This window comes from Shewanella sp. ECSMB14101 (genome assembly GCF_000773485.1).
In the GTDB taxonomy this organism is placed as follows: Bacteria; Pseudomonadota; Gammaproteobacteria; order Enterobacterales; family Shewanellaceae; genus Shewanella; species Shewanella marisflavi.
This window is the reverse complement of sequence record NZ_JSFF01000001.1, coordinates 457641-481027: the sequence shown is the minus strand read 5'-3', so window position 1 is coordinate 481027 and position 23387 is coordinate 457641. Positions and strand designations below refer to the sequence as shown.

Here is a 23387-nt window from a genome sequence, read left to right as displayed (position 1 = left end):
ACAGGGCAGACAATTCTTGAATTACACCCTGTTTGTGGGCGATCTGCATCTTAGTGCCGATCGCCCCGATATTCTCGCCGCATTCAACCGTTTTCTCAGTCAAGACGCCAGCCATTGTGATGCCCTCTATATTCTGGGCGATCTATTTGAGGTCTGGGTAGGAGACGACATTGCAGAGCCTTTCGCTCTCGAGCTCGCCGAGCGTTTAAAAGCCTTCTCGGCGCACACGCCTATCTATTTCGTCCATGGCAATCGCGATTTCTTGCTTGGTAAACGTTATGCAAAGCTCGCTGGAATGACCCTGTTACCCGAAGTCTATTGTATAGACCTTTACGGGATACCCTGTGTTATTCTCCATGGTGACAGCCTATGCACCTTAGATAAAGCCTACCAACGATTTCGTCGATTTAGAAATTTCGGCTGGGCCAAGTTTATTTACAATCATCTGCCCAAATCCCAGCGCACAGCCATTGCCAATAAGCTGCGCCATAAGAGTAAGCAGAGTAATCAATTAAAAAGCTACAGCATCATGGATGTCGAGCAGAGTGCGGTCGAGCAGTTAATGCAGCAGACTGACACTAAACGAATGATCCACGGTCACATCCACAGACCCAACATCCACCAGCTCACCAATAATCGCCAACGCATAGTCGTCGGTGACTGGTACGAGCAAGGAAGTGTGCTAAAAGTCAGTGCCGAGCAGCTGGTGCTGCAACGTCTGCCATTCGCCGATAATTAACCTTTGTTGCTCAACCGGTTAAATAGCTAGCGATTAACAAGGCCTGCCAGAGTGAAACTTAAACTCGCTGTCTGGGGCGCTGATAAGCTCCGCCTCAAGAGCTGCAAACTCGGCGACACGCTGCTCAATATTATCAGGTGATATCGCCTGAGCTAACACCAGATAATCTTGATAATGACGGGCTTCAGAGCGTAGCAGCGAGACATAAAACTTGCGCAGCCCTTCGTCAAGATAAGGCGCTAACTTAGCAAAACGCTCACAGGAGCGCGCCTCGATAAAGGCCCCCACGATCAACTTATCCACCAGCGTCGCCGGCTCATGGGTGTGCACCGCACGCATCATACCTTTAGCATAGCGACCGGCGGTAAGGTTTTGATAAGGAATGCCTCTAGCCTGCATGATCTCAAGCACCTGCTCAAAATGATGAAACTCCTCTTTAATCAGGCGTACCATCTTGGCAATGAGATCCGCGCCGTAGGCGACACCGGCCTTTGGCTTAAGCTCACCAAGTAATTCATTCTTCTTAACGTCGCGAGCAAGAAAAACATCGATATCTCGCTGTTTGTTATAGACAAAGTCTTCATAGGGTTTAGCCCACTGCAGCAACTGCTCACCGCTATCCTTATCTACCGCATATTTGCGAATAAGAAACATCGCGGTCTGCGCCGCCTTTAGCTCGCAATTACAGTGATCGATTAATAACGCCGACAACTGCTCCGGTCGGCTGGCGACGGCGATCCACTCATCCGGGGTTTCACATTGTAAAAACTGCTTGATCGGCGCTAATAAGGCTTGCATTACACACTCTGAAGGTTAACAAACAAACGGCGCCTATTTTACTCATAAAATCAATCCTTGGGCACGCCTATCTGCCTAACAGATGAAAGTTAGCTTGACTAGTCTAAGTTTATGTTCAATAAATAAACTATGTCAGCCACATTGAAGTGGCTGTTTGGGAGCCTAAGGTCTATTGGTAGCGGACCGACAGGCATTTAGGGTTCGTCTGAAGTTTGGCGAGCACAGTAATGAAAGCTGAACAAGGATAACTATAATGATATTGAATCACTTAATGGGGTTATACACTCATCCAAAAGAAGAGTGGCACACAATTGAACAAAATCACGTAGCGCTCAAGAGCAGTCTCAGTCATGTCCTGTTAATTGCCCTTATACCGGCTGTTTGCACCTATGTTGCATCGACAATGATAGGCTGGAACCTCGGGGTATCCGATCCACTCTTCCTCACCAAGCAAAGCGCCTTGATGATGTCAGTCAGTATGTTTTTCGGTCTAATCGCCGGGGTATTTGCCTTAGCCTACCTGGCCTTTTGGATGGCAAAGACCTTTGATGCACACCCAACCTATACCCAAGCCATTGAGCTAGCCGCCTATACAGCCACTCCGCTATTTATGGTGGGTCTGGCAGCACTCTACCCCGCTCTGTGGTTTGTGATGATTGTAGGGTTAGTTGGCCTAAGTTACTCTGTCTATCTGCTCTACACGGGCGTTCCCATCATCATGAACATCCCTGAAGAGAAAGGCTTTATCTACGCCAGCTCGGTCGTTACTGCCGGTTTAGTATTGCTGGTTGCCTTAATGGCCTCGAGTGTGATCCTTTGGAGCTACGGATTAGGCCCTATATATCAATAGCAAAGATAGCCAACTGCTAAATACAAAAAAGGCTTTAGGATGATCCTAAAGCCTTTTTTAATACCGAGTGGGTGCTAAGTTAACATCAAGCTAGCACCCAACTAAAACTGAGCCTAAGACTTAGTTAGAAGAGTCTCGCAGCGCAACGGTCAGGTTAAAGACCAGATGCTCAGGTGATGAGTCTTTATTGTCGGCGCAGAAGTAGCCTTCTCGCTCGAACTGGTAAGCCTTTTCGGCTTCAGCATTCACCAAACCAGGCTCTACAAAGCCGTGTCTAACCACGAGAGATTCAGGGTTAAGCACTTCATCAACCGTATCGGCCGCAGCTGGATTTGCCTGATTAAACAGTCGGTCATACAGACGGAACTCAGCAGGAACACAGCTAGAAGCCTCAACCCAATGGATCACCCCTTTCACCTTACGACCATCAGCCGGGTTCTTACCTAGGGTTTGATCATCATAGGTACAATAGATGGTGGTCACATTGCCCGCTTCATCTTTGTCGCAGCGCTCAGCCTTAATCACGTAGGCATTACGCAGACGCACTTCCTTGCCCTGAATAAGGCGCTTGTACTTCTTGTTGGCCTCTTCACGGAAATCGTCAGCATCGATATAAAGCTCACGACCAAAGACCAGCTCACGTTGCCCCATAGTCTCTATAGTTGGGTGCGCTGGTGCAGATAGCTTTTCAACCTGGCCTTCAGGATAGTTTTCGATGATCACCTTTACCGGATTGATCACAGCCATGGCGCGCGGCGCGTGCTCGTTAAGCTCCTCACGGATACACGCATCTAGCATACCCACTTCGACCATGTTGTCTTGCTTGGTCACCCCGATACGACGACAAAACTCGCGAATAGACGCTGGCGTGTAACCACGGCGGCGTAGACCTGCAATGGTCGGCATACGCGGGTCGTCCCAACCTGACACCAAACCGCGAACCACAAGATCGTTAAGCTTACGCTTAGACATCAAGGTGTATTCCAGATTCAGGCGCGAAAACTCATACTGACGAGTGCGGTTTGGCGCCTGGAAATCATCCAGGTTATCTAATACCCAGTCATATAGGCGACGGTTATCCTGGAACTCCAGAGTACAGAGCGAATGGGTAATATTTTCAATCGCGTCAGAGATGCAGTGAGTGAAATCGTACATAGGGTAGATACACCACTTGTCACCTGTCTGATGATGGTGAGCAAAACGGATACGATAGATCACAGGATCGCGCATGCACATAAAAGGTGACGCCATATCAATCTTGGCTCGCAGGGCGCACTCACCCTCTTTAAATTCGCCCTTGCGCATCTTCTCAAACAGCTCAAGGTTTTCTTCCACCGAGGTGTCACGATAAGGGCTGTTCTTACCCGGCTCTTTTAAGGTACCGCGATATTCACGGGTCTGCTCACCGTTAAGGAAGCATACATAAGCCAAGCCCTTATTGATCAACTCAACAGCGTACTGATGTAACTGATCAAAGTAGTTTGACGAGTAACGGATTTCACCATCCCACTGGAAACCTAACCATTGGACGTCGGCCTGAATAGAGTTAACGTAATCAATATCCTCTTTCTCAGGGTTGGTATCATCAAAACGTAAGTTACATAGCCCCTTATAGTCCTTAGCTAAACCGAAATTCAAGCAGATCGACTTAGCATGACCAATATGAAGATAACCGTTTGGTTCAGGCGGAAAACGCGTGTGTACACTCGTGTGCTTACCGCTTTCTAAATCTTCATCTATGATGTTACGAATGAAGTTACTAGGACGTACTTCGGTGTCCACATGACTCATGGAAATCCTCTTTGCGAACTCTAATCATCGGCCGCACAATCGCCGCTCGACATTAATTGGGGAAAACCTGCATATTCCTACAGATCTCGCTTCGTTACAACGGCCAAATAGCAAAAACTGACATCATTTAGCGCAAAAACAGAAAAGCAGCGATAAATCGCTGCTTTTCTGTTTTTAACGACTGACTTAACGCGGGTCGATTGTCTATTCAGTTACCACATTGATAACAGGAATAATCGTCTGGGCGCGCTGCCCTTTGCGCTTAAGCCAGAGGTAAAAGACCACCAAGGCCACCACAAAGAAGGCTATCCAGAGACCCGATTGCAATGGGTGAGCCGCAAAGGTCATCACCTGATAGAAGACGGTTGCTGTGCCATAGGCCAGTGCGAATGTCCAAGTCGCTGCAAAGGTCGCCCAGCGAGAGCCAAATTCGCCCACTAACGCCCCCATTGCGGCCACACATGGCGTATAAAGCAAGATGAAGAGCAAGTACGCAAATGCCGCTGTAATACCTGTAAAGCCACTCTGCAGCGCACTGAAGGTCGAGGTATCTACATCCAGCTCGCTTGAGGCAGTTTCAATACTCTCGATATCCCCTACTGACATAGATAGCGGATCTTCTGGGGCGATACCAAACAGGTTCTCAGGAATCGTTGCTAAGGCTTCACTAAAGCTTTCAGAAAATGGTGCTAAAGCCTCCTCGTCACCACCCGAAGTGGAATAGAGACTATTTAAGGTGCCAACTACCGCCTCTTTAGCAAAGATACCAGTGATGATACCGACTGTGGCTGGCCAGTTGTCTTTCTCTATCCCCATTGGTGAGAAGAAAGGAGTCACCTTTTGACTCGCCACACTCAGCACAGATTCAGAGCTGTCTTCATGTCCGAAGCTGCCATCGACACCGATAGAGTTAACAAAGTGAAGCAGAGTAACCACAATCACAATGGTTTTACCCGCTCCTAGAATAAAGCTCTTGGTGCGCTTACCGGTTCTGGCCATCACCGCCTTAAACTTAGGCTTTTCATAGTTAGGCAGTTCCATCACTACGGCGCTGCTGCTGCCGGGTAGTAAGGTCGACCTTAGCAGTAAGCCGGTACCGATAGCCGCGAATACACCTATGATATAAAGCAAGAACACTAGGTTCTGGCCCGATTCAGGGAAGAAGGCCGCTGCAAATAGGGCGTAAACAGGCAGACGTGCACCACAAGACATAAAGGGCGCCATCATACCCGTCACGATACGCTCACGCTCACTGCCTAAGGTACGGGTCGCCATAATTGCAGGCACTGAACAACCAAAGCCGACAATCATAGGCACAAACGCCTTACCCGGCAAACCGATGCGGCGCATCAATCCGTCCACCACAAAAGCTGCGCGAGCCATATAACCCGAGCCTTCTAAGACAGACAGAGCCAAAAAGAGCGCGGCGATCACCGGAATAAAGGTAGCTACGGTTTGAATACCTTGTCCCACGCCACCAGCAACAATAGTGACTAACCACGCAGGTACGCCCACGTTACTCATAAAGGCGCCGAGATGGTCAACAAACAAGGCACCGGCCGTGATATCGAAGAAATCAATAAAAGCACTGCCCACATTAATACTGAACATGAACATCAGATACATCACGAACAGAAATACTGGGACCCCGGCTATCGGATGTAATACCAGCTTGTCTAAGCGATCACTGATGGTTTGTACATCGGCGGCTTTTACCGATTCGTTAAACACTTTCTGCACGAAATCAAAACGAGTAGTCGCTACCATGATCTCGATATCTTTGCCCTGAGCCGCAAGTTTCTCGGAGCACTGAGAAACCTCTGAAAGCATCTGGCCATTTTTACACTGACCACAGCCTAAGCCATTGCCCATCATTGCCAAGGCTCGGCCACGACTCAGTTGGCTGTCGCGCTCAAACAGCGCTTTAATTCCCGCCTCAATCTCAACATCGTAATCCAGCACCAATGGCGCCTCTGAGACCTTGCCGTCGAGCAGATCCACCACCTGGGCCTGAACCTGCTTAATATCATTGACATCACGAGAACAGACGGCGATCACCGGACAGCCTAACTCTTTGGTCATCTTGGTAACATCGACCTCGATCCCCTGAGCCTTAGCCGCATCTATCTTGTTGATCACCACCACCATAGGGATACCAAGTTCACGCAGCTGCACCGTCAGGTATAGGTGACGCTCAATGTTGGTCGCATCCACTAAGTTGATGATGCCATCCATCTGCGCCTCAGCCAGATACTGCTGGGCAATTTGCTCATCGAGAGAGCAATCGCAGCTGCTGCCTGCAGGCAAGAGATCGTAAATACCGGGAAGATCCGTCAACAACACCTCAGTGTCATTTAACGTAAATTGGCCAGTCTTTTTCTCAACCGTCACCCCTGACCAGTTACCCACCTGTTGGTTAGCTCCGGTTAGGGCATTAAATAGTGTTGATTTACCCGCATTTGGGTTGCCAACAGTCACACAATGAAATTGTTTAGCCATGAGCCAGCTCCACCTCTATTACCTCTGCCAAGTCCTTACGCATGCATAACTTACTGCCACGAATGGCCAACTCTAATCCCGAGCCAAGTGGGGCACGTCGTAATAATGTCAAAGAGGTGTTGGGGGTGATCCCCATAGATAAAAGCTTGCGTTTCACCACCGCAGGCAGGCTAATTTGGCCAACCTCGGAGATCACTGCACTGTCGCCAGGCTTTAATTCGCTTAATTTCATATTGCAACTCTACCTTTTCAGGTCTCGATAAATCTGAACTACACCAGATTCTAACGGAGCAAGGCTTCCAATAACTTTATCTAGATCAATATTTATGATTGGAAACGATAATAATTTTCAATTGTATTTTATATTATGTGACAGATATCTCAATGAGAAAACGAGATAATTAAATGAGAATCATTTCCACCAACAAGGGCATTCTACGTCCCTACCCCACTCCAGCAACGTGATCAAGATCACATATAATGCTAATTTGTTCTAAAACATCACTTTTACAGAACAATTATCGATACAAAAGTTACACATTCGTCACAAATCACACCTATTATTTAGAATTGGTAAATTAGCAATCTTTAAAGATAACAACTAAAAACTTTTCTGCGCTTGGATGGATGATGATGAAAAAGGAATCTAACTGGCTGCTTGCGCTCAAGCTAGCGGCTCTAATCGTACTATACCCACTCCTCAGTGTGTCGATTCAGGCAACCCCTTGGGACAAGATGCCCGCCGAAGAGGTTGAGCAAATCCTCGACACTAAGTTTGCCGAGGGACAATACTCTCCCAAAGGCGCCGATAGCTGCCTTATGTGCCACAGAAAAAGCCAAGAGGTAATGGCCCTTTTCGATGGCGTACATGGCGATCCTCAAGTAAAAGGCTCTCCCATGGCAGATCTCCAATGTGAAGCCTGTCACGGCCCTATGGGCAAACATAACCGTGGCGGCAAAGAACCCATGATTACCTTTGGTGCCCAATCTCCTGTGCCCGCTGCAAAACAAAATAGCGTCTGTATGAGTTGCCATAACGACGACAAGCGTATGGCTTGGAACGGTAACCATCATGATAACGCCGATGTGGCCTGTAGTGATTGTCATCAGGTACATACAGGTCATGACCCTATTAGCGATAAGGCCCAGGAAGTTGCCGTCTGCACCAGCTGTCATACCCAACAGAAGGCCGACTTACACAAGCGCAGCAGCCACCCACTCAAATGGCAGCAGATGGTCTGTAGCGACTGCCACAATCCCCATGGTGGATTGGGTGATGCAGGCTTAAAACAGATGAGCGTTAACGAGAACTGTTATGCCTGCCACACCGAAAAACGTGGTCCTAAGCTATGGGAGCACGCACCGGTGAGCGATAACTGCGCTAACTGTCATAACCCCCACGGCGCAGTCAACGAGGCGATGTTAATCGCCAAGCCGCCGCAACTTTGTCAACAGTGTCATGCCAGCGATGGCCATGCGGCTAATCCCGTATTTGCCAACAGTCCAAACGCCTTTAATGCGGGACAAAGCTGCATGAACTGTCATGGCCAGGTACATGGTTCTAACCACCCGTCTGGCAAACTTCTGCAACGTTAATGAGGGAGCATAGCGATGATTAAACAAGATGGATCTCAAAGACTCCCATGGCGTTTAAGCCTGTTGGCCTTAGCTGTGATCAGCAGCTATGCCGGCGCACAAGGATATGGGCTTGCCTCGGCCAACCGTGACAAAGTCAAACTTGATGCCTGGGAATGTAAACGTTGTGAAGTCCCTAAGGGTACAACGGGAATGATAGGGGCAGGAATTGCCTACAATGATGGCGGTGATAGCCGTTTCGGCAATACAACAGGGACAGACCAAGATGGCGCCGTAGCAAGCCTTGAAGCGGATCTTGCTCACAAGACAGATTCGAGCTATCAAACTCGCTTCGAAGCCAATCGTTTAGGCTATGATGCCGGCTCAGCCTCTTTAACCACGGGGCGCAAAGGCCAATATGAAATACAAGCAGCCTATCGAGGCTTTGCCCGTTACGACAATAATAGCGCCCTAACCCCTTACCGCCGCGATGGCCAGACATGGCAATTGCCTAGTGAGTGGCAAAGCGCTGCAACCACAGATCAGATGACAAGCCTGTCATCCAGCCTCAGCCCTGCAGAGCTTAAGATCACCCGGGACCGCTATCGTATCGATGCTAACTATACAGGTGACTTCTATGAAGTTGCTCTTGGCTATCAACATGAAGAGCGTCAGGGCAATCGCCGCGCCAGTGTTAATCTGCTTACCAATAGCACCTTATTGGCCGAGCGTATCGAAGATAAAAACGATCGCGTCAATGCCAAACTCTACTTTCGTGGCGATCACTGGCTCACGGGCATAGACGCCGAAGTCAGCCAATATCAAAACGACTTGAGTGCTCTGCACTGGCAATCGGCCTTCAGCCCCACCTTCGGTGCCGCCTATTATGGCCAAAATGCCGTGGCTCCTGACAACAAAGCTTATCGCGTCGCTGGTCATAGCCAATTTTCCGCTGAGGGCCAACAGGTCATTATGCATCTGGGCTTTACTCGTATGACACAAGATCAGGCGTTCTTACCTGCCACCATCAATGGCCCCTCGCCTACGTTACCAGCGACGGACCTAGCAGGCCAAGTAGATCTGATAGAGATGAAACTAAAGTATCACGGCAGGCTGACACCAGCCTTTAGCCTCAGAGCGGGGTATGATTATCGAGACCGTGACAACAAGACGCCAATCTTCAGCTATCCACAAATTGTCACCGACAGCTACTACAGTGGCGATCGGCTCAATCCAGACTACGACCGCACACGTCAGCAGGCCAATCTAGGCGCCAAGTACAGATTCACCCGCAGCCTCTATCTTGACCTGCAATATCAATATGAACACAACAATTACAACGGCCTTGATAGAGACACTCTGCAGGAGTCCGATATTGAAGCCAAGCTCCACTACAGGCTTTCTCCCCATTGGCAAGCTTGGTTAAAGGCCGAATATCGCGATCGCAACGGCAGTGAATATCATGGCATGACCGCCAGCAACAGGCCCAATAACCCTCTGCTGAGACGCAGCTACCTCGCCGATCGCGAGCACCAAGGTTATGGACTTTATGCCAGCTACAACGGCGGAGCCTATAATGTCACATTAAATTTGCATACCCGCCAAGATGATTATACTGACACCCAGATAGGCCTGACACAGGTAGACAGCCAAGGCTATGATCTGTCAGCGCAATACGCTATCAGTGAAAACCTAAACTTCAACGCCTTTGTCAACCAGGACTGGCGCGACAGCGATCAGGCTGGCAGCAATAACTACGCCGGAGCCAATTGGTTTGCAAACACTGAGGACGAGGCCACCCTCATAGGGGCAGGCATTGACTATAGCAACCTGCTTGAAAAACGCCTTAGGATAGGACTTGACTATAGCTTCAGTGATGGTCAGAGCGACACCGAAGTGAGCCAAGGGCTACACAATCCCTATGGCGACTATTACGCCACCAAACATAACATCAATGCCTTCGCAGACTTTAGCCTGAGCAATGGCTTAGGTCTGAGGTTCGATTGGATCTTCGAGCAGTACCAAGATGCTGACTGGGCCAATGACCAGCTCATGCCAGACAGCATCCCCAACGTGTTGAGTTTCGGTGACTTAAGCCACGATTACAGCGCCCACTACTTTGGAGTGACCCTGAGTTACCGTCTGTAACTCAGGTACCACCCCGTATGCCAAGGAAGCGATGATGAAGATGAACAACCCCATTTGTTATGTAGCCCTCTTCGGGCTAATTACCCTATTATCAGCCTGTGGTGGCGATGATGGTAAACCCGGCAACCCAGGTGAACCCGGCGGCCCACCAGCCATGGTGATAGATGATCTCCATATCACCTTCGATCAGGTTGATATGGAGGGAGGCGTCGCCACGGTCAACTATCGTGTCACCAACCAAAACGATGAGCCTGTGGTGGGGGTGCCCACTGCCACCTTTATTGCCGCCCAGCTGTTACCTCAAGGCTATACCAATGCGGGTAACAGCTCACAGTGGCAATATTTTACCTCTGAGAACTGCAATGCCAGCTGCCCAGGGAGCTATGTCGACCATAAAAATGGTAACTACAGCTACACCTTCAGTGCAGCCTTTGATGGCATGAACGACATAAGCTATCAGGCTGGCGCTACTCAACGTATTGTAGTGAAGATGGGCGGCGATACACTTGCCGATGGGACTTCCCTGCCCATTACCAATCAGCACTTTGACTGGCAGGCGGAAACAGACGGAACGAGTAGCGATCCCGCTTACAGCCGCAATCTGATTAAGATAGACACCTGTAACAGCTGTCACAACGATCTCGCCTTCCACAGAGGTAACTACAACCAGATTGAGACCTGTGTGACCTGTCATAATGCCGATCGTGTCAGCAATCCAGATAACATCTTCCCCCAGATGATCCACGGCAAACATTTAATCGGCTTCCCAGGTTCGCTGGCTAACTGCCAAACCTGTCACGCCCAAGATGAAAGCCTGAGCGAACAGATGAACTGGGCTCGAGTGCCAACGATGGAGACCTGTGGCTCTTGTCATACCTATATCGACTTTAAGGCTGGGGAAGGCCACCCCGCTCAACTTAACAATGCCAACTGTGTCGCCTGCCATAATGCCGACTGGACAGCCAGCGTACACAATGACGGTGGTAACGAGCAGGCACTGGCACAATTTAAGCCAGTGATCACTAAGGCGATGCGAAGCGGTGATACCGTCTCCTTTACCCTTGCACTTGAAAACCCGAGTAGTGGTGAGCGGTATACCTCCAGTGCCGACCAACTCGACTTTATATCAGACCTCCGAGTCTACGCGAACTGGGGCACAAGCTTCGACTATGCCACTCGTTCGGCACGCTCGATTCGTCTGCATGAAATAACGCCTCTCGCCGGCAGTAATGGTGCCTTCGACTATCAAGTCACTGGGCTTAGCGTGCCAGCGGGTAGCGAGATGGATAAGGGCACCTTAGCGATACAGGGACGCATCTGCGCGGCCGATGGCGTATTGGGTAGCTGCGATAACGAAGCCAACAGCCAAATCGTCATCAAATCCAGCCACAGCTTCTTTAGCAGCGAGGCGCTCAGTGATAGCGGACGTCGCGTGGTAGTGACTAATGACACCTGTGGCAGTTGTCATGGGGATCAACAACTGAACTTCCATGGTTCGCGAAATGATCTCGAAGGCCAATGTCAGCTGTGTCATAACCCTAATATGGTAGCCGAAGCCAGCGAGAATCCTTCGACGACCACTGCCGACTTTAAGCACCTGATCCACGCCATTCATAGCGGCCAGCGAGCCGGTTATGAAGCCATCAACTATCCTGGTGACATAGGCAATTGTGCCCAGTGTCATAGCAATAATGACGGTGTACTCTCGCCAGCGCTGCCACTCGACCCAGGAGTTAAACCTCTGGCCATTAGTGACGGTAGCTACACCAGCCCAACTGCGGCAATCTGTAGCGACTGTCATAGCAGCGAGACCAACAAGAATCACATGATCCAGCAAGGCGCCGTGTTTATGGGCACCCTGTCAGATGCTACCGCAGGTACTGAAAGCTGCGCGACCTGTCACAGGTTGGGCGCAGAAGCCGATGTCCTGAAAGTACACCCAATCAAATAACCCGTGGAGGCGCCAGTATCGCTGGCGCCTATCCTAACAAGCATTGATAGATAGATTAAAATGGAACGCACTATGATGGATATAAAGAGAAAGGTGAATAGATGGAGCCTCATTGCCCTAAGTTGCAGCGCGCTCCTGCTAGGTTGTGGCAGTGACGGTAAGGATGGTGAAGATGGCGCTGACGGCCCTATCGGTGTCAATATCGATGACACGCCTACCGTAATGGCCGAATTTACAGAGGCCTCGGTCGAAGATGGACAGGTAAGCGTGACCTTTAAGCTGGAAAATGCCAATGGCGTCGCCGTACTCGGCCTCACCAAAGATTATGATTTACGCTTTGGGGTCGCCCAACTCGCTAATGTCGTCGAAACTATAGATGGTCAGGAGTTTGATCGCGGCTACCAGTGGCAAGCCTACATCAATAGACTAAGACAGCCAGGCTCTTTACCTGAGGATACCTCAGGGCTTAACCCCTCCCCTCAGTACCAAGCAAACGTTGAGGCCGCAAGCAGCTGTGAAGACTGTTTCATGGATAATCTTGACGGTAGCTACACCTATAAATTTCAGCAAAATATCGCCAATGTGGCCGAACCACTGGCGATCACCTATAACGGCGACAACACTCACAGGGTGACACTGGAGCTGAAACTGCCTCAGGCAACCGCCAATGCTCACCATGACTGGCAACCATCAACAGGCGCTACCGACGGGATTCAAACCCGCAATGTGGTCAGCAAAGAAACCTGCATGAACTGCCACCAAGAGGAGAGTCTGGCGCTCCACGGCGGTCGTCGTATCGATCTGGAAAACTGCGCCAGTTGCCACACCACAACCTCTGGCGATCCAGAAAGTGGCAACAGCGTTGCATTTGCTCACATGATACATGCCATCCATAAGGGCCAGAACAGAGTCACCAGCACCCCTGAAGGCTATGTACCCGCGCCTTATAAGATAGTGGGTTTTGGTGGCAGCCTGCACGACTATGGCAAGGTGATGTTCCCGCAAAAGCCGGCAGCCAATTGCGCAGCCTGCCATGTCGAGGGCGACGATGCCCCTAGCGATGCCGCGCTGTTTAAGGCCGATAAGTCAAACCTTGCCTGTATTGGCTGTCACACCGAAAAACCGTCGCAAAATCACTCCAGCACCAACTGTGTTGCCTGTCATAACGCGACGGATACCTACTCAGGCACAGGTAACGCCGAGAAGCGTCATGGCGATGTCCTCAAGGCTTATACGCTAGCACAGGCCATGGGCGTTAACTTTAGCAACATAGGCTTAGACGCCGATGGTAAACTGAAGTTTGATGTGCAAGTTACCGATGCTTCAGGTAATGCAGTTGGCGCAGACTATATTGAACTGGGAACCCGAGTGGTCGTCGCTTGGGATGTCGATAAAGACTATCCAGCCTATAGCGACGCTTCCTATAGCAACCGCCGTTTCAGATTGTCTCAAGGCACCTATGACGATACCAGCAAGACCTTTACCATTGTGGCTAACACCTTCGATATGCCACTAGATGCCACAGGTAAGACATTTGAACTCTGGTCGGCCATTGAGGTCTGCTTCAACAATGGTGGCTATGGTGTAGCTGAGGTGGTGATGACCGCCTGTAGCGATAACACCCGTTCGGTAGCGGTAAAAGAGGCACCTTACCAATTCGTCTGGTCTGGTACTGGTGTTGACCAGAACGGGCAAACCGCCATGCGCCGTGCCATTGTCGATACGGCAAAATGTCAAACTTGCCACAACCAGGAAAACCACCACTACAATAATGGCTACAACTGTCAGACTTGTCACACCTCTGATAAAACCACACGAGGAGATGAAGGTTACCCAGGCGGTCGTAAACCAACCAGCTTCGCCTTTAAGGCGCACGAAGCCGAAGGCCATTACCTGAAATACGCAGGCGTGCAGTCGGGCACAGTACTGAAAACAGACTGTCTCACCTGTCATACCGATGGTGGTTTTGAACTTGGCCGAGCCAAAGACCGCGTCTGGCGCTATGGCGATACCACCACAGGCGTCGATATCTGGGTCTCATCCGATGCTGGTGCCTGCCTCAGCTGTCACCAGAAATACCTTAAGGACTCTGGAGCGGCCCATATCCAGACTAACGGCGGTATCTTAGATGGTATGAGTGCTGATGACGTTCGCAGCCGCTCTGCAGAGAGCTGCTCAACCTGCCACACACCAACTCAACTACTGGGTATTCATAACCCTTAACCCTCAGCTCAGAAAAGGAGGCTTTAGCCTCCTTTTCTTCACCCCACCAACCTTTAGACAACATTCAGACAACCCCACAAATACAGATTGTGACCAAACGAAGCGCAATCGGTCATCAGCCTCCACCAATGAGTTTGTCTTAGATCAATACATAAGCTAATAAAACGCCCACTTATTAAGCTTCACTTAAGATAGCGGCCGACTTTTCACAGCATTGCTTAATTTTGAAACCGAGCTAAAATATAACCCACTGTAATTATTGTACTTTAACACAACTATCATTTTGTAACACTGTTAATAGATCCGCTTCACGTTTGGGCAGACGCACGCTCTCCATCTACCCCCTTTTGAGTAATATGCGCCCAAGGTGTCGCCAAGTCATTGAGGCAATAGCAATAACTCTGGCTCACCTTGTTCATACCAAAAATAAAATTGAGATCACTCTCATTCTCATGCAGGGGAAAAATGATGAAACGGTATTCAATCAGTACCGCTGTCAAAACAGCTTTCAGTGTTGGGGCCTTGTCCCTAGCGCTTGCCGGTTGTGGCGGCAGCGATGGTAAAGATGGTGAAGACGGCAAACCAGGTGAAATCGCAATCGATATCAACAGTGCAACCGCCGTACAGACCCAAATAGAAAAGGCAAGCTTTGATGAGACGTCAAAAACCTTAACCTTCGAATTCAGTCTAACCAATCCTAACGGTGTTGCCGTTACTGGATTAGAGACACTTACCGATCCACTACGTATCGCCTTTGGTCGTATGGGCACACGCAGCGAAGCCTTCACTCCCTTCAGCTTAGAAGACGGTACAGAAGTCACCGCCAGAGGCGATGGCGATGAGGAGATCTGGCTTTCTTACCGTAATGCCAGCAAAAATGGCGTACCTATGACAGGTTCTAACAACTGGCGCCCGACCCGTGACTGTCAGGAAGGTGTGACCTGTCTGGCTTATCTTGGCCAGGGAAGATATCAGGTTACTGCGCCGGAGATCATCGACACTAATGGTCTGGATTATGACTATGACGCCAATCGCATCAATGGTATCTACCTGATCACATATGGCGTGGGTCAGAACAAGCTTAAGAATGTCGAAGCCTACTACTGGGATCCATTAACAGAGCAGTCTGTCGCCTCACCTAAGAAGGTGTTAGAGATGGAAACCTGTACTAACTGTCACGTAGGCCAGGATCATATTCGTCATGGCAACTATGGTAACACCGCCGATGGCTGTGGCTTCTGTCATACCGATTACACCCAATACAGCGGCTCTGGTGTTGACGGAGAAGGTAATACGGTTGAATTTAATTTTGATGGCTCAATCAAAGGCCTAGTGCATGCGGTTCACACAGGTATCACTGAAGGTGATCGCCGTGAACTGGCAAAATTCAATACTGTTATTGCTAACGCAAGCAAAAACCCAGCATTTGCATACAAGTTTGATGGTGCGGCGCTCGATAGCGAAGGTCAGCCTAAAGCCGAGCTTAACTTCCCAGCCTCAACAGCCAACTGCCAAAGCTGTCACATTAGCTACACCACAACTGAAGAGACACTGCCAGAAGGACTTACTCCTCATGCAATGGCATGGTTTGCTGATAAGGATGCCGTTGCCTGTCAAACTTGCCACGGTGATTACCATTACGGTAACCGCACTGAGCTTGTTGGAGAAGAAACCCAGCTGGTAGGCTGTGTCGCCTGTCACAGTAGCCACGACGGTAACACCCGTGGCGGCGCCTTCCGTCATTTCGCTGCCCATGAGCAAGACAGCCGCGAAGCAGCATCACAGGCGGGTACTCTAATTGATGCCAGCTACAGTCAAATCAACTGGGATGAGGCTTCAAATACCTTAAGCTTTACCATGCACTTAACTAAGGGTGAAGAGATAGTAACTGCTGACTATACCACTGGCATGCGTCTCTATGTAAACGCCGTTGACGCGACAAAGCCTGATGCTTTCCTAGCCGGACGCACCAGTGGTTCAGTCATCGCGAATATAGATGGTAGTTACGGTGTAACGGTTAATGCTGCTAACCCAGGTTATGGCCTTCCATCTCTGGCTGATGCTATCAAGGCTGGGGCGAACATTGCCATCACTCCAAGCTTTAACACCTGTTTTGCAAACAAGAGCTCGACATTGACAGCTCTTGATAGTGAAGGTAACTGTTCAGGTGCCCTCAGCACTAATGCTGCAAAAACCGCATTTTTGACGCTAAGTGGTGAACAAGCTCCTGAACGCGCCAGCGCCGTTGACTATGAAAACTGTGCAAGCTGTCACAACAACGACATGGTTGCCCGCAAAGGCGATACGCACTACCGCAATGCAGACGTGCACACTTGTGCGCAGTGTCACGAAGCTGGCGATTACAACAGCCTAATCGTTCGTGTACACGGCACTTTCGGTAAGGCACACGGCCGCGAAGATGTTCAGTCTCTAGTGAGCAGTGCCAACTGTTCTGCTTGTCATAGTGATATGAACTTCGGTCTAGAAAATGCGCGTTCAACCCCAATGCGTTGGAACAAGGGCGATGCCAGTTTCTCTAGTCCACAAGCGGGTGTTTGTGCCTCATGCCACGTCTCATCAAGCTATGAGATCGGCGGAGGAAAAGAAGCGGCTAAATCACACATCGAAAGCATGGGTGGTGTCGTTGCGGGTAGCTACGAAGAAGCTATGCTCAACAGCGAGTCGTGCCTAACCTGCCATAGTGCAGAAAAGGTTGCCGAGTTGCATAAGCAAGACTAAAAAGCAAAGTCTGTTCTAAATCATGACAAGAGTGGAAAGCCAAGCTTTCCACTCTTTTTTTGTTTACCACACATCCCTTTAACTTCAGCGAGTGACTTTCCCACAACTTCCCACACATACCTAAACAGGCTAACACGCCGTGACAAACCCGGCTCACCTTGCCACAAAAATTTAACAAAAAGTCCTTTTAACTGGCTGACTTTCTTAAGTGAAAATGAAAATTTCACTTAAAATGCATTTTTTTACCTACCTCTAAAGAAATAGTCAGATCTCAATCACATAAGCTGACTGAAACACCTGCTAAAAAGCTGCCATTTCGATAGCCTTAGAGGTGGAAATTAATTCCACACACTAAGCGAGTGTTTTCAACGTAGAAAACAATTACAGCACTCTGTTTCAGTACTTGTTTTTATTGAAGAACAATCAATTAGTGATGATTAAAACTATTGCAGGGAATAATCATGATGAAAAAGTTCAATGTTAATGCAGCGACAAAAGCTGTATTAGGTGCCGGACTTCTCTCTCTCGCTTTATCTGGTTGCGGCAGCGACGGTAAAGATGGCGAAGATGGCAAGCCAGGTCCTATCGCTAACCCCATTGGCGAGGTTTCACACCTAAAATCGACTATTCAATCGGCCAGCGTAGATGACGCAGGTATCCTCACCATCAACTTCAATCTATCTGACGCTAACGGCGTTGCGGTATTCGGTCTCACACCAGCAGATATTGGTGCAGTTTCTTTTGGTCGTGTCGGCAACGAAGATGAAGTGGGCAGCACAGATCTCGAAGGCAACCCACGTGATATCTGGTTAAGCTACTTTAATAAAGATAAAGGCGATGACCACTACACTGGCTCTTCCTACTTCAAAGGTTCAGAGTGTGAAACTTGCTTAACCGATAATGGTGACGGTAGCTATACGCTAGTGCTGGATAAACCTATCGACACCTTAGGCAAGTACGACTATAAGGCAGACGTCACTAACGGCATCTACCTCGGCGTTAAGGCGAGCAATTTTGCCGGTTCGTCAATGGTTGATAACAGCTTCTTCTATTGGCAACCAAGTTCTGACACAGTTCAAGATAAGCCTAAAGCTTTGATTGCAAATGATACTTGTCAGAGCTGTCACCGTCCTGGTCAAGATGGCGCTCTTGCCATGCATGGCGGCAAACATGTCACACTTGAGTCTTGTACCTTCTGTCATACCGACTACAACACGTACATGAAAGACGAGAAAGATGACGCTGGCAACGTGGTACGTAGCTATGAGTTTGATGGCTCAATCAAAGGTATGGCACACGCTATCCATAGCCACTCGACCTACAACGGTATCTACCCACAAAGCGCGGGTAACTGCCAAACCTGTCACCAGGCAGATGAAAGCCTGATGATGGCTGACGCCTGGAAGGCTGACTTGGATACTGCAACCTGTATGAACTGTCATAACAGCCCATATGCAGTACCAAGCTGGCACTGGGATAGTGACAACAACCAGATTGATGAAAGCAAGCAAAACTGTGTGAGCTGTCATAACGATCCAAACGGTGGTGTACGCGGTGCAGAATCGGGCCACTACCTGAAAAATGACAATGCACAATCAGCAGCTGCAAAAGTGACCTTTAACAGCATGAGCTATGATGCTGATACTAAGACAGTAACGGCTAACATGACTGTGAGCTTAGGTGATACTAAGGTGACGTTGGCACAAATCGATCCTACGCCATACAAATATGGTGGTGACACCAGTGCCATTGTATTCAACGGTGTAGTCGATGATGACTTCCTCGTGAACTACCAAAAGATAGGTTACCGCTACTTCACTGCTGGCGAAGATGGGTCTATCAATGTCACTATCGCTGATGGTGCATACAAGGTTGCCCAGGTGATGGAAACCCCTGAAGTGACTGTTGCGCTAAGCAGCCAACTGCACATCTGCTTTGACGGCAAAGGCGCATTAGCCGACTGTACAGTCACAGAAGGCGTTGCAACAAATGCTGGCCCTTATGTGCCTTCTGACACAGCCTACTTCGCTGCCGATGGTACCAAGGTTGACCAGTCTCCACGCGTACAACATGCAGACATGACAGCTTGTCAGCAGTGTCACACTACTGCGATCAAGCATCGTTTCAGTAACGATATGGATGGCTGTGCAAGCTGCCACAATGGCACACGTGACAAGAAAGGCGCAGGTTCTTCTAACCTAGCTTATATTGTTCACAGCAAGCACTATGTCTATACCCCTGAAGGCGACATGTTCTTCAAGAAGACTGAGTGTCAGGCATGTCACGGTGACAACGGATTCTCACTTTCTAAGATAGATCCGAAAGCCGCACCTGTTGCCTTTGGTACAACTGATGGTAACCGTTTAAGTGACGCTAACGAGCAGCTAGTGGTATCACCACAAGCCGCAGCATGTGTCAGCTGTCACCAAGCGCCTTATGGTCTAAGTGAAGCCACTGCAGCACACATTCAGACCAATGGTGGCTTGCTAAAGCAAGACGGTGCTCCACTCACCACCTTAGGTGTACCTGCTAGCGATTATGATAGCCTCAACCCGGCTGAAACTTGCTCTACTTGTCATAAAGACAGTCAGATCCTGGAAGCTCACGCTAACTGGGGCAGCAGTCACTAGTGACTTAGCCTTTCCCCTGATGGCTCATCTGGGGAAATTCTGATACCCAAAGGGAGGCATTGCCTCCCTTTGTTTTTAATAAAGAACAGCTAATGCTAAAATAAAAACAAAAATCGCAAAACCGTTTCATTTTGCAACATTTTTTTCATCAAACTTCGCCTTTACCAGCCCTCAAACCTACCCCTTTAGAAATAGAAAGATCTGGGTCACACATTAGACTCAGTCAGGCAGATTTTAGCCGTCTGTTACGTTAGCATTTCCTTGGGGATTTCTATTTCCAGCATTGACTTAGGTCGCACAACTTATAAACGAGAATCGGCGCTGTTAACAGGCCATGCACTTAAGACGATGCCAAACCTATGCAGGGAAAAAAATGATGAACGTACAACACAATAAATTTAAGCTGCTTATCGCAGCAGGTGCCGTCTCCATGGCTCTTACCGGTTGTGGTGGTAGCGATGGTAAAGATGGTAATCCGGGCAACCCAGGTGGCCCAGCAGCCGACGCCATTGAAGTGCTTCACCTTGATGTCACCAAGGTGGACTATGACAACGGCATTCCAACTATCACAGTCTTTGCGACCAACGAAGAAGATCTTCCAGTTATCGGTCTAAAAGATCTTGAAGTGAAAAAAGTGGTTCAACTGCTGCCACAAGGTGCAACCGGTGCCGGTAATGCCGCCGAATGGCAATTCATTGGCTCACAAAAAGCCTTTACCGATCATAAAGATGGTAACTACACTTTTACTATCGACGTGGAAGGTTACAACTCAGAACTAACTCAACGCTACAACGTTATCGCCAGTGCATCGACACTGCTTGACGGTGTAACTGCCGTACCACGTACTGAGATCGCAGAAGATTTCTCAGGTGAAGGCTATGAAGCCCTTTACACCAAAAATGTGGTTGATACCGCTAGCTGTAACAGCTGTCACGCAGAAGGTAAGAAGATCTATCACAGCTACACTGAGGTAGAGAGCTGTGTGTCTTGTCATACTCAAGAGATGGCAGATGACAAAGGTAAGCAACAAGTTGCCTTCGGCCATCTGATCCACAACGTGCACAACGACGCTAAGATGTACGGTCGTAACATGGATAAGAGCGCCGAAACCGCTCATCACATAGTGCAAGACAACTGCCAAACCTGTCACGTGCAGTCAGAAGAGCTAACCGAGTGGGGTAACTGGTCACGCGTTCCAACCATGGAAACCTGTACTAGCTGCCACGTCAACGTAGACTTCAAAGCGGGTAAAGGTCACTCTCAGCAAAATGACAACAGCAACTGTGTTGCCTGTCATAACGCGAGCTGGACTGCCGAGCTCCATACACAAGCGGGCAACGACAAGAAAGCCCTTATCGACCAATACGGCCTAAATGTTGAATCTGTTATCAACGCAGAAACCAAAGCTGCAACCATCAGTATTGAGGTTGTCGATTCAAGTGGCGCAGCCGTTGATATCAACACTATTCTGCCTATGGTACAGCGCTTCGAGATCGTCACTAACGTAGGGCCAAACAATGTCACTCTTGGCTACTATGGTAAAGACTTAATCAATGCTGTGAAAAATGGCGTACTGGATGCAGCTGCTAAGATCGAAGATGGCAAGCTGGTTTACACCACAAGCAAAGATCTTAAGCTAGGTGAAGAAGGTGCCGACAACGAAACCGCCTTTACCTTCGTCGGTTGGGCAATGTGTTCAGACAAGGGTGAGTTCGTTACCTGTGACGATCCAGCTTTCGACGGTAGTGATACTGATAAGTACACTGGTATGAAAGCCGATTTGGTCTTTGCCACGCTATCGGGTCAAGCACCAAGCATGCGTCATGTCGACTCAGTTAACTTCACTGCCTGTGCATCTTGTCACACCAAAGAGTTTGAAGTGCACAAGGGTAGCCACCATGCTGGTTTCGTGATGTCTGAGCAGCTGTCTCACACCAAAGACGCCAACGATATGCCTATCATAGGTGTCGATGCTTGTGTGGCTTGTCACACGCCAGATGGCACTTATGCCGGCGGTGCAAACATGGGCGCTCTTGAGCTGAAACTTCATAAAGTTCATAGCTCTGGTGATTACGCTGTTATCGCTGGCATGACCTGTGAGCAATGTCATAACGACTTCAACCTTGATGCATTTAAGAACAAGGGCGCGCTAGCGACAGCAGGCGGAACATACACAACGCCTATCGCAGCAACCTGTATGTCTTGCCACGTATATAGCCCTGAATCAGAAGCTAAATTTGCAGCACATGCTGAAGGTCAAGGCGCTATTGTTAATGGCACCGATAAGCAAGCGGTTACCGAGGCAGCGCAACTGGAAACTTGTTTCTACTGCCACGCACCTGTTATCGAAGATCACACTGCGGTGAAGATGTAATTTGCACATCTCAAATTGAAATCCGGGGGAGTCACCTCCCCCACTTTTCACGACTATTTTGTGCAAATTAGGATGCCTATTATGAAAATCATAAATCAATTCAAAAGCCTGATTCCGGCGGTGATGGCAGCAGCTGTGCTGTCGCTTGGCATAAGCCAAGGCGCCGTTGCCTCTAAGTGGGACGCTAAGATGACCCCTGACGAGGTGGAAGCCACGCTAGACAAGAAGTTTGCCGAAGGCCAATACTCGCCTAAAGGTGCCGACTCTTGCCTTATGTGTCACGGCAAATCAGAAAAGGTCATGGATCTGTTTAAAGGCGTACACGGCGCCGCCGACTCGAGCAAAAGCCCGATGGCCGGTCTGCAGTGTGAAGCCTGCCACGGCCCTATGGGTAAGCATAACCGCGGCGGTAACGAGCCGATGATCGCCTTCGGTCCCGACTCAAGCTTGTCTGCTGAGAAGCAAAACAGCGTCTGTATGAGCTGTCACAAAGATGACAAGCGTATGGCCTGGAACGGCGGTCACCACGATAATGCCGATGTTGCCTGTGCTTCTTGTCACTCAGTTCACACAGATAAAGATCCCGTGCTCTCTAAGAACACCGAGATGGAGATCTGTACCAGCTGCCACACTAAGCAAAAAGCTGACATGAACAAGCGCTCTGCTCACCCAATGAAGTGGGCGCAGATGGTTTGTAGCGATTGTCACAACCCACACGGTACCCTGTCAGACTCGGACCTGGTTAAGCCCAGCGTTAACGAGACCTGCTACTCGTGCCACGCAGAAAAACGCGGCCCAAAGCTATGGGAACATGCTCCCGTAACTGAAAACTGTGTTAGCTGCCACAACCCGCACGGTAGCGTTAACGAGGGCATGTTGAAGACTCGCGCGCCACAACTTTGTCAGCAGTGCCACGCTAGCGATGGCCATGCCAGCAATGCTTACCTGGGCAACACCGACCAAGGTACCGTGGGTGGTAACGCCTTTACCGGTGGTCGTAGCTGTCTGAACTGTCACAACCAGATCCATGGTTCAAACCATCCATCTGGCAAGCTATTCCAGCGCTAAGG

The 23387-nt window shown here is 49.3% G+C and carries 14 protein-coding genes; 10 read left to right on the top strand and 4 right to left on the bottom strand.

The features are described 5' to 3' along the window. Positions 1 to 16: 16 nt before the first annotated feature. On the top strand, positions 17 to 739 hold the full coding sequence (locus NY07_RS02065; protein ID WP_033537659.1) for a UDP-2,3-diacylglucosamine diphosphatase: 723 nt from the start codon (positions 17 to 19) through the stop codon (positions 737 to 739). Positions 740 to 772: 33 nt separating this feature from the next. Here the strand turns inward: NY07_RS02065 and miaE are convergent, their stop codons facing one another. Further along, on the bottom strand, positions 773 to 1537 hold the full coding sequence (gene miaE, locus NY07_RS02060) for a tRNA isopentenyl-2-thiomethyl-A-37 hydroxylase MiaE (RefSeq protein ID WP_033537658.1): 765 nt from the start codon (positions 1535 to 1537) through the stop codon (positions 773 to 775). A gap of 253 nt (positions 1538 to 1790) precedes the next feature. On the opposite strand from miaE, the gene NY07_RS02055 reads away from it, so the two are divergent. Further along, complete coding sequence (locus NY07_RS02055; protein ID WP_033537657.1) at positions 1791 to 2387, top strand: Yip1 family protein; 597 nt, start codon at positions 1791 to 1793, stop codon at positions 2385 to 2387. Positions 2388 to 2507: 120 nt separating this feature from the next. Here the strand turns inward: NY07_RS02055 and glnS are convergent, their stop codons facing one another. The 3 genes from glnS to NY07_RS02040 all read right to left on the bottom strand — a co-directional run bounded on the left by glnS (position 2508) and on the right by NY07_RS02040 (position 6909). Further along, entirely contained in the window at positions 2508 to 4178 is a 1671-nt protein-coding gene (gene glnS, locus NY07_RS02050; RefSeq protein ID WP_033537656.1) for a glutamine--tRNA ligase, read from the bottom strand. A 204-nt stretch (positions 4179 to 4382) separates the two neighbouring features. After that, entirely contained in the window at positions 4383 to 6677 is a 2295-nt protein-coding gene (gene feoB / locus NY07_RS02045) for a Fe(2+) transporter permease subunit FeoB (protein ID WP_033537655.1), read from the bottom strand. Next, positions 6670 to 6909, bottom strand: coding sequence for a FeoA family protein (locus tag NY07_RS02040; protein WP_011866315.1), 240 nt, complete (start codon positions 6907 to 6909; stop codon positions 6670 to 6672). The genes feoB and NY07_RS02040 overlap by 8 nt, the downstream gene beginning before the upstream one ends. 401 nt (positions 6910 to 7310) lie before the next feature. Here NY07_RS02040 and NY07_RS02035 point away from each other — a divergent pair, with 401 nt between their 5' ends. From NY07_RS02035 to NY07_RS02000, 8 genes are all read left to right on the top strand, one after another. Beyond that, positions 7311 to 8273: a DmsE family decaheme c-type cytochrome gene (locus tag NY07_RS02035; protein ID WP_373681769.1), complete on the top strand. Its 963-nt coding sequence runs from the start codon at positions 7311 to 7313 to the stop codon at positions 8271 to 8273. Positions 8274 to 8288: 15 nt separating this feature from the next. Beyond that, positions 8289 to 10400 (top strand): MtrB/PioB family decaheme-associated outer membrane protein, encoded by a 2112-nt coding sequence (locus NY07_RS02030; RefSeq protein ID WP_033537654.1) that lies wholly within the window; start codon positions 8289 to 8291, stop codon positions 10398 to 10400. A gap of 31 nt (positions 10401 to 10431) precedes the next feature. Beyond that, the gene (locus NY07_RS02025) at positions 10432 to 12351 is read left to right on the top strand and encodes an OmcA/MtrC family decaheme c-type cytochrome (protein ID WP_140946880.1); all 1920 of its coding nucleotides are present in this window, start codon (positions 10432 to 10434) and stop codon (positions 12349 to 12351) included. A gap of 75 nt (positions 12352 to 12426) precedes the next feature. Beyond that, on the top strand, positions 12427 to 14574 hold the full coding sequence (locus NY07_RS02020; protein ID WP_052125458.1) for an OmcA/MtrC family decaheme c-type cytochrome: 2148 nt from the start codon (positions 12427 to 12429) through the stop codon (positions 14572 to 14574). A 468-nt stretch (positions 14575 to 15042) separates the two neighbouring features. Continuing rightward, the gene (locus NY07_RS02015; protein ID WP_033537653.1) at positions 15043 to 17313 is read left to right on the top strand and encodes a multiheme c-type cytochrome; all 2271 of its coding nucleotides are present in this window, start codon (positions 15043 to 15045) and stop codon (positions 17311 to 17313) included. A gap of 461 nt (positions 17314 to 17774) precedes the next feature. Beyond that, complete coding sequence (locus NY07_RS02010; RefSeq protein ID WP_033537652.1) at positions 17775 to 19943, top strand: OmcA/MtrC family decaheme c-type cytochrome; 2169 nt, start codon at positions 17775 to 17777, stop codon at positions 19941 to 19943. Between the two features lie 373 nt (positions 19944 to 20316). Further along, complete coding sequence (locus tag NY07_RS02005) at positions 20317 to 22317, top strand: OmcA/MtrC family decaheme c-type cytochrome (protein ID WP_033537651.1); 2001 nt, start codon at positions 20317 to 20319, stop codon at positions 22315 to 22317. A gap of 81 nt (positions 22318 to 22398) precedes the next feature. Continuing rightward, entirely contained in the window at positions 22399 to 23385 is a 987-nt protein-coding gene (locus NY07_RS02000) for a DmsE family decaheme c-type cytochrome (RefSeq protein ID WP_033537650.1), read from the top strand. Positions 23386 to 23387: the final 2 nt, after the last annotated feature.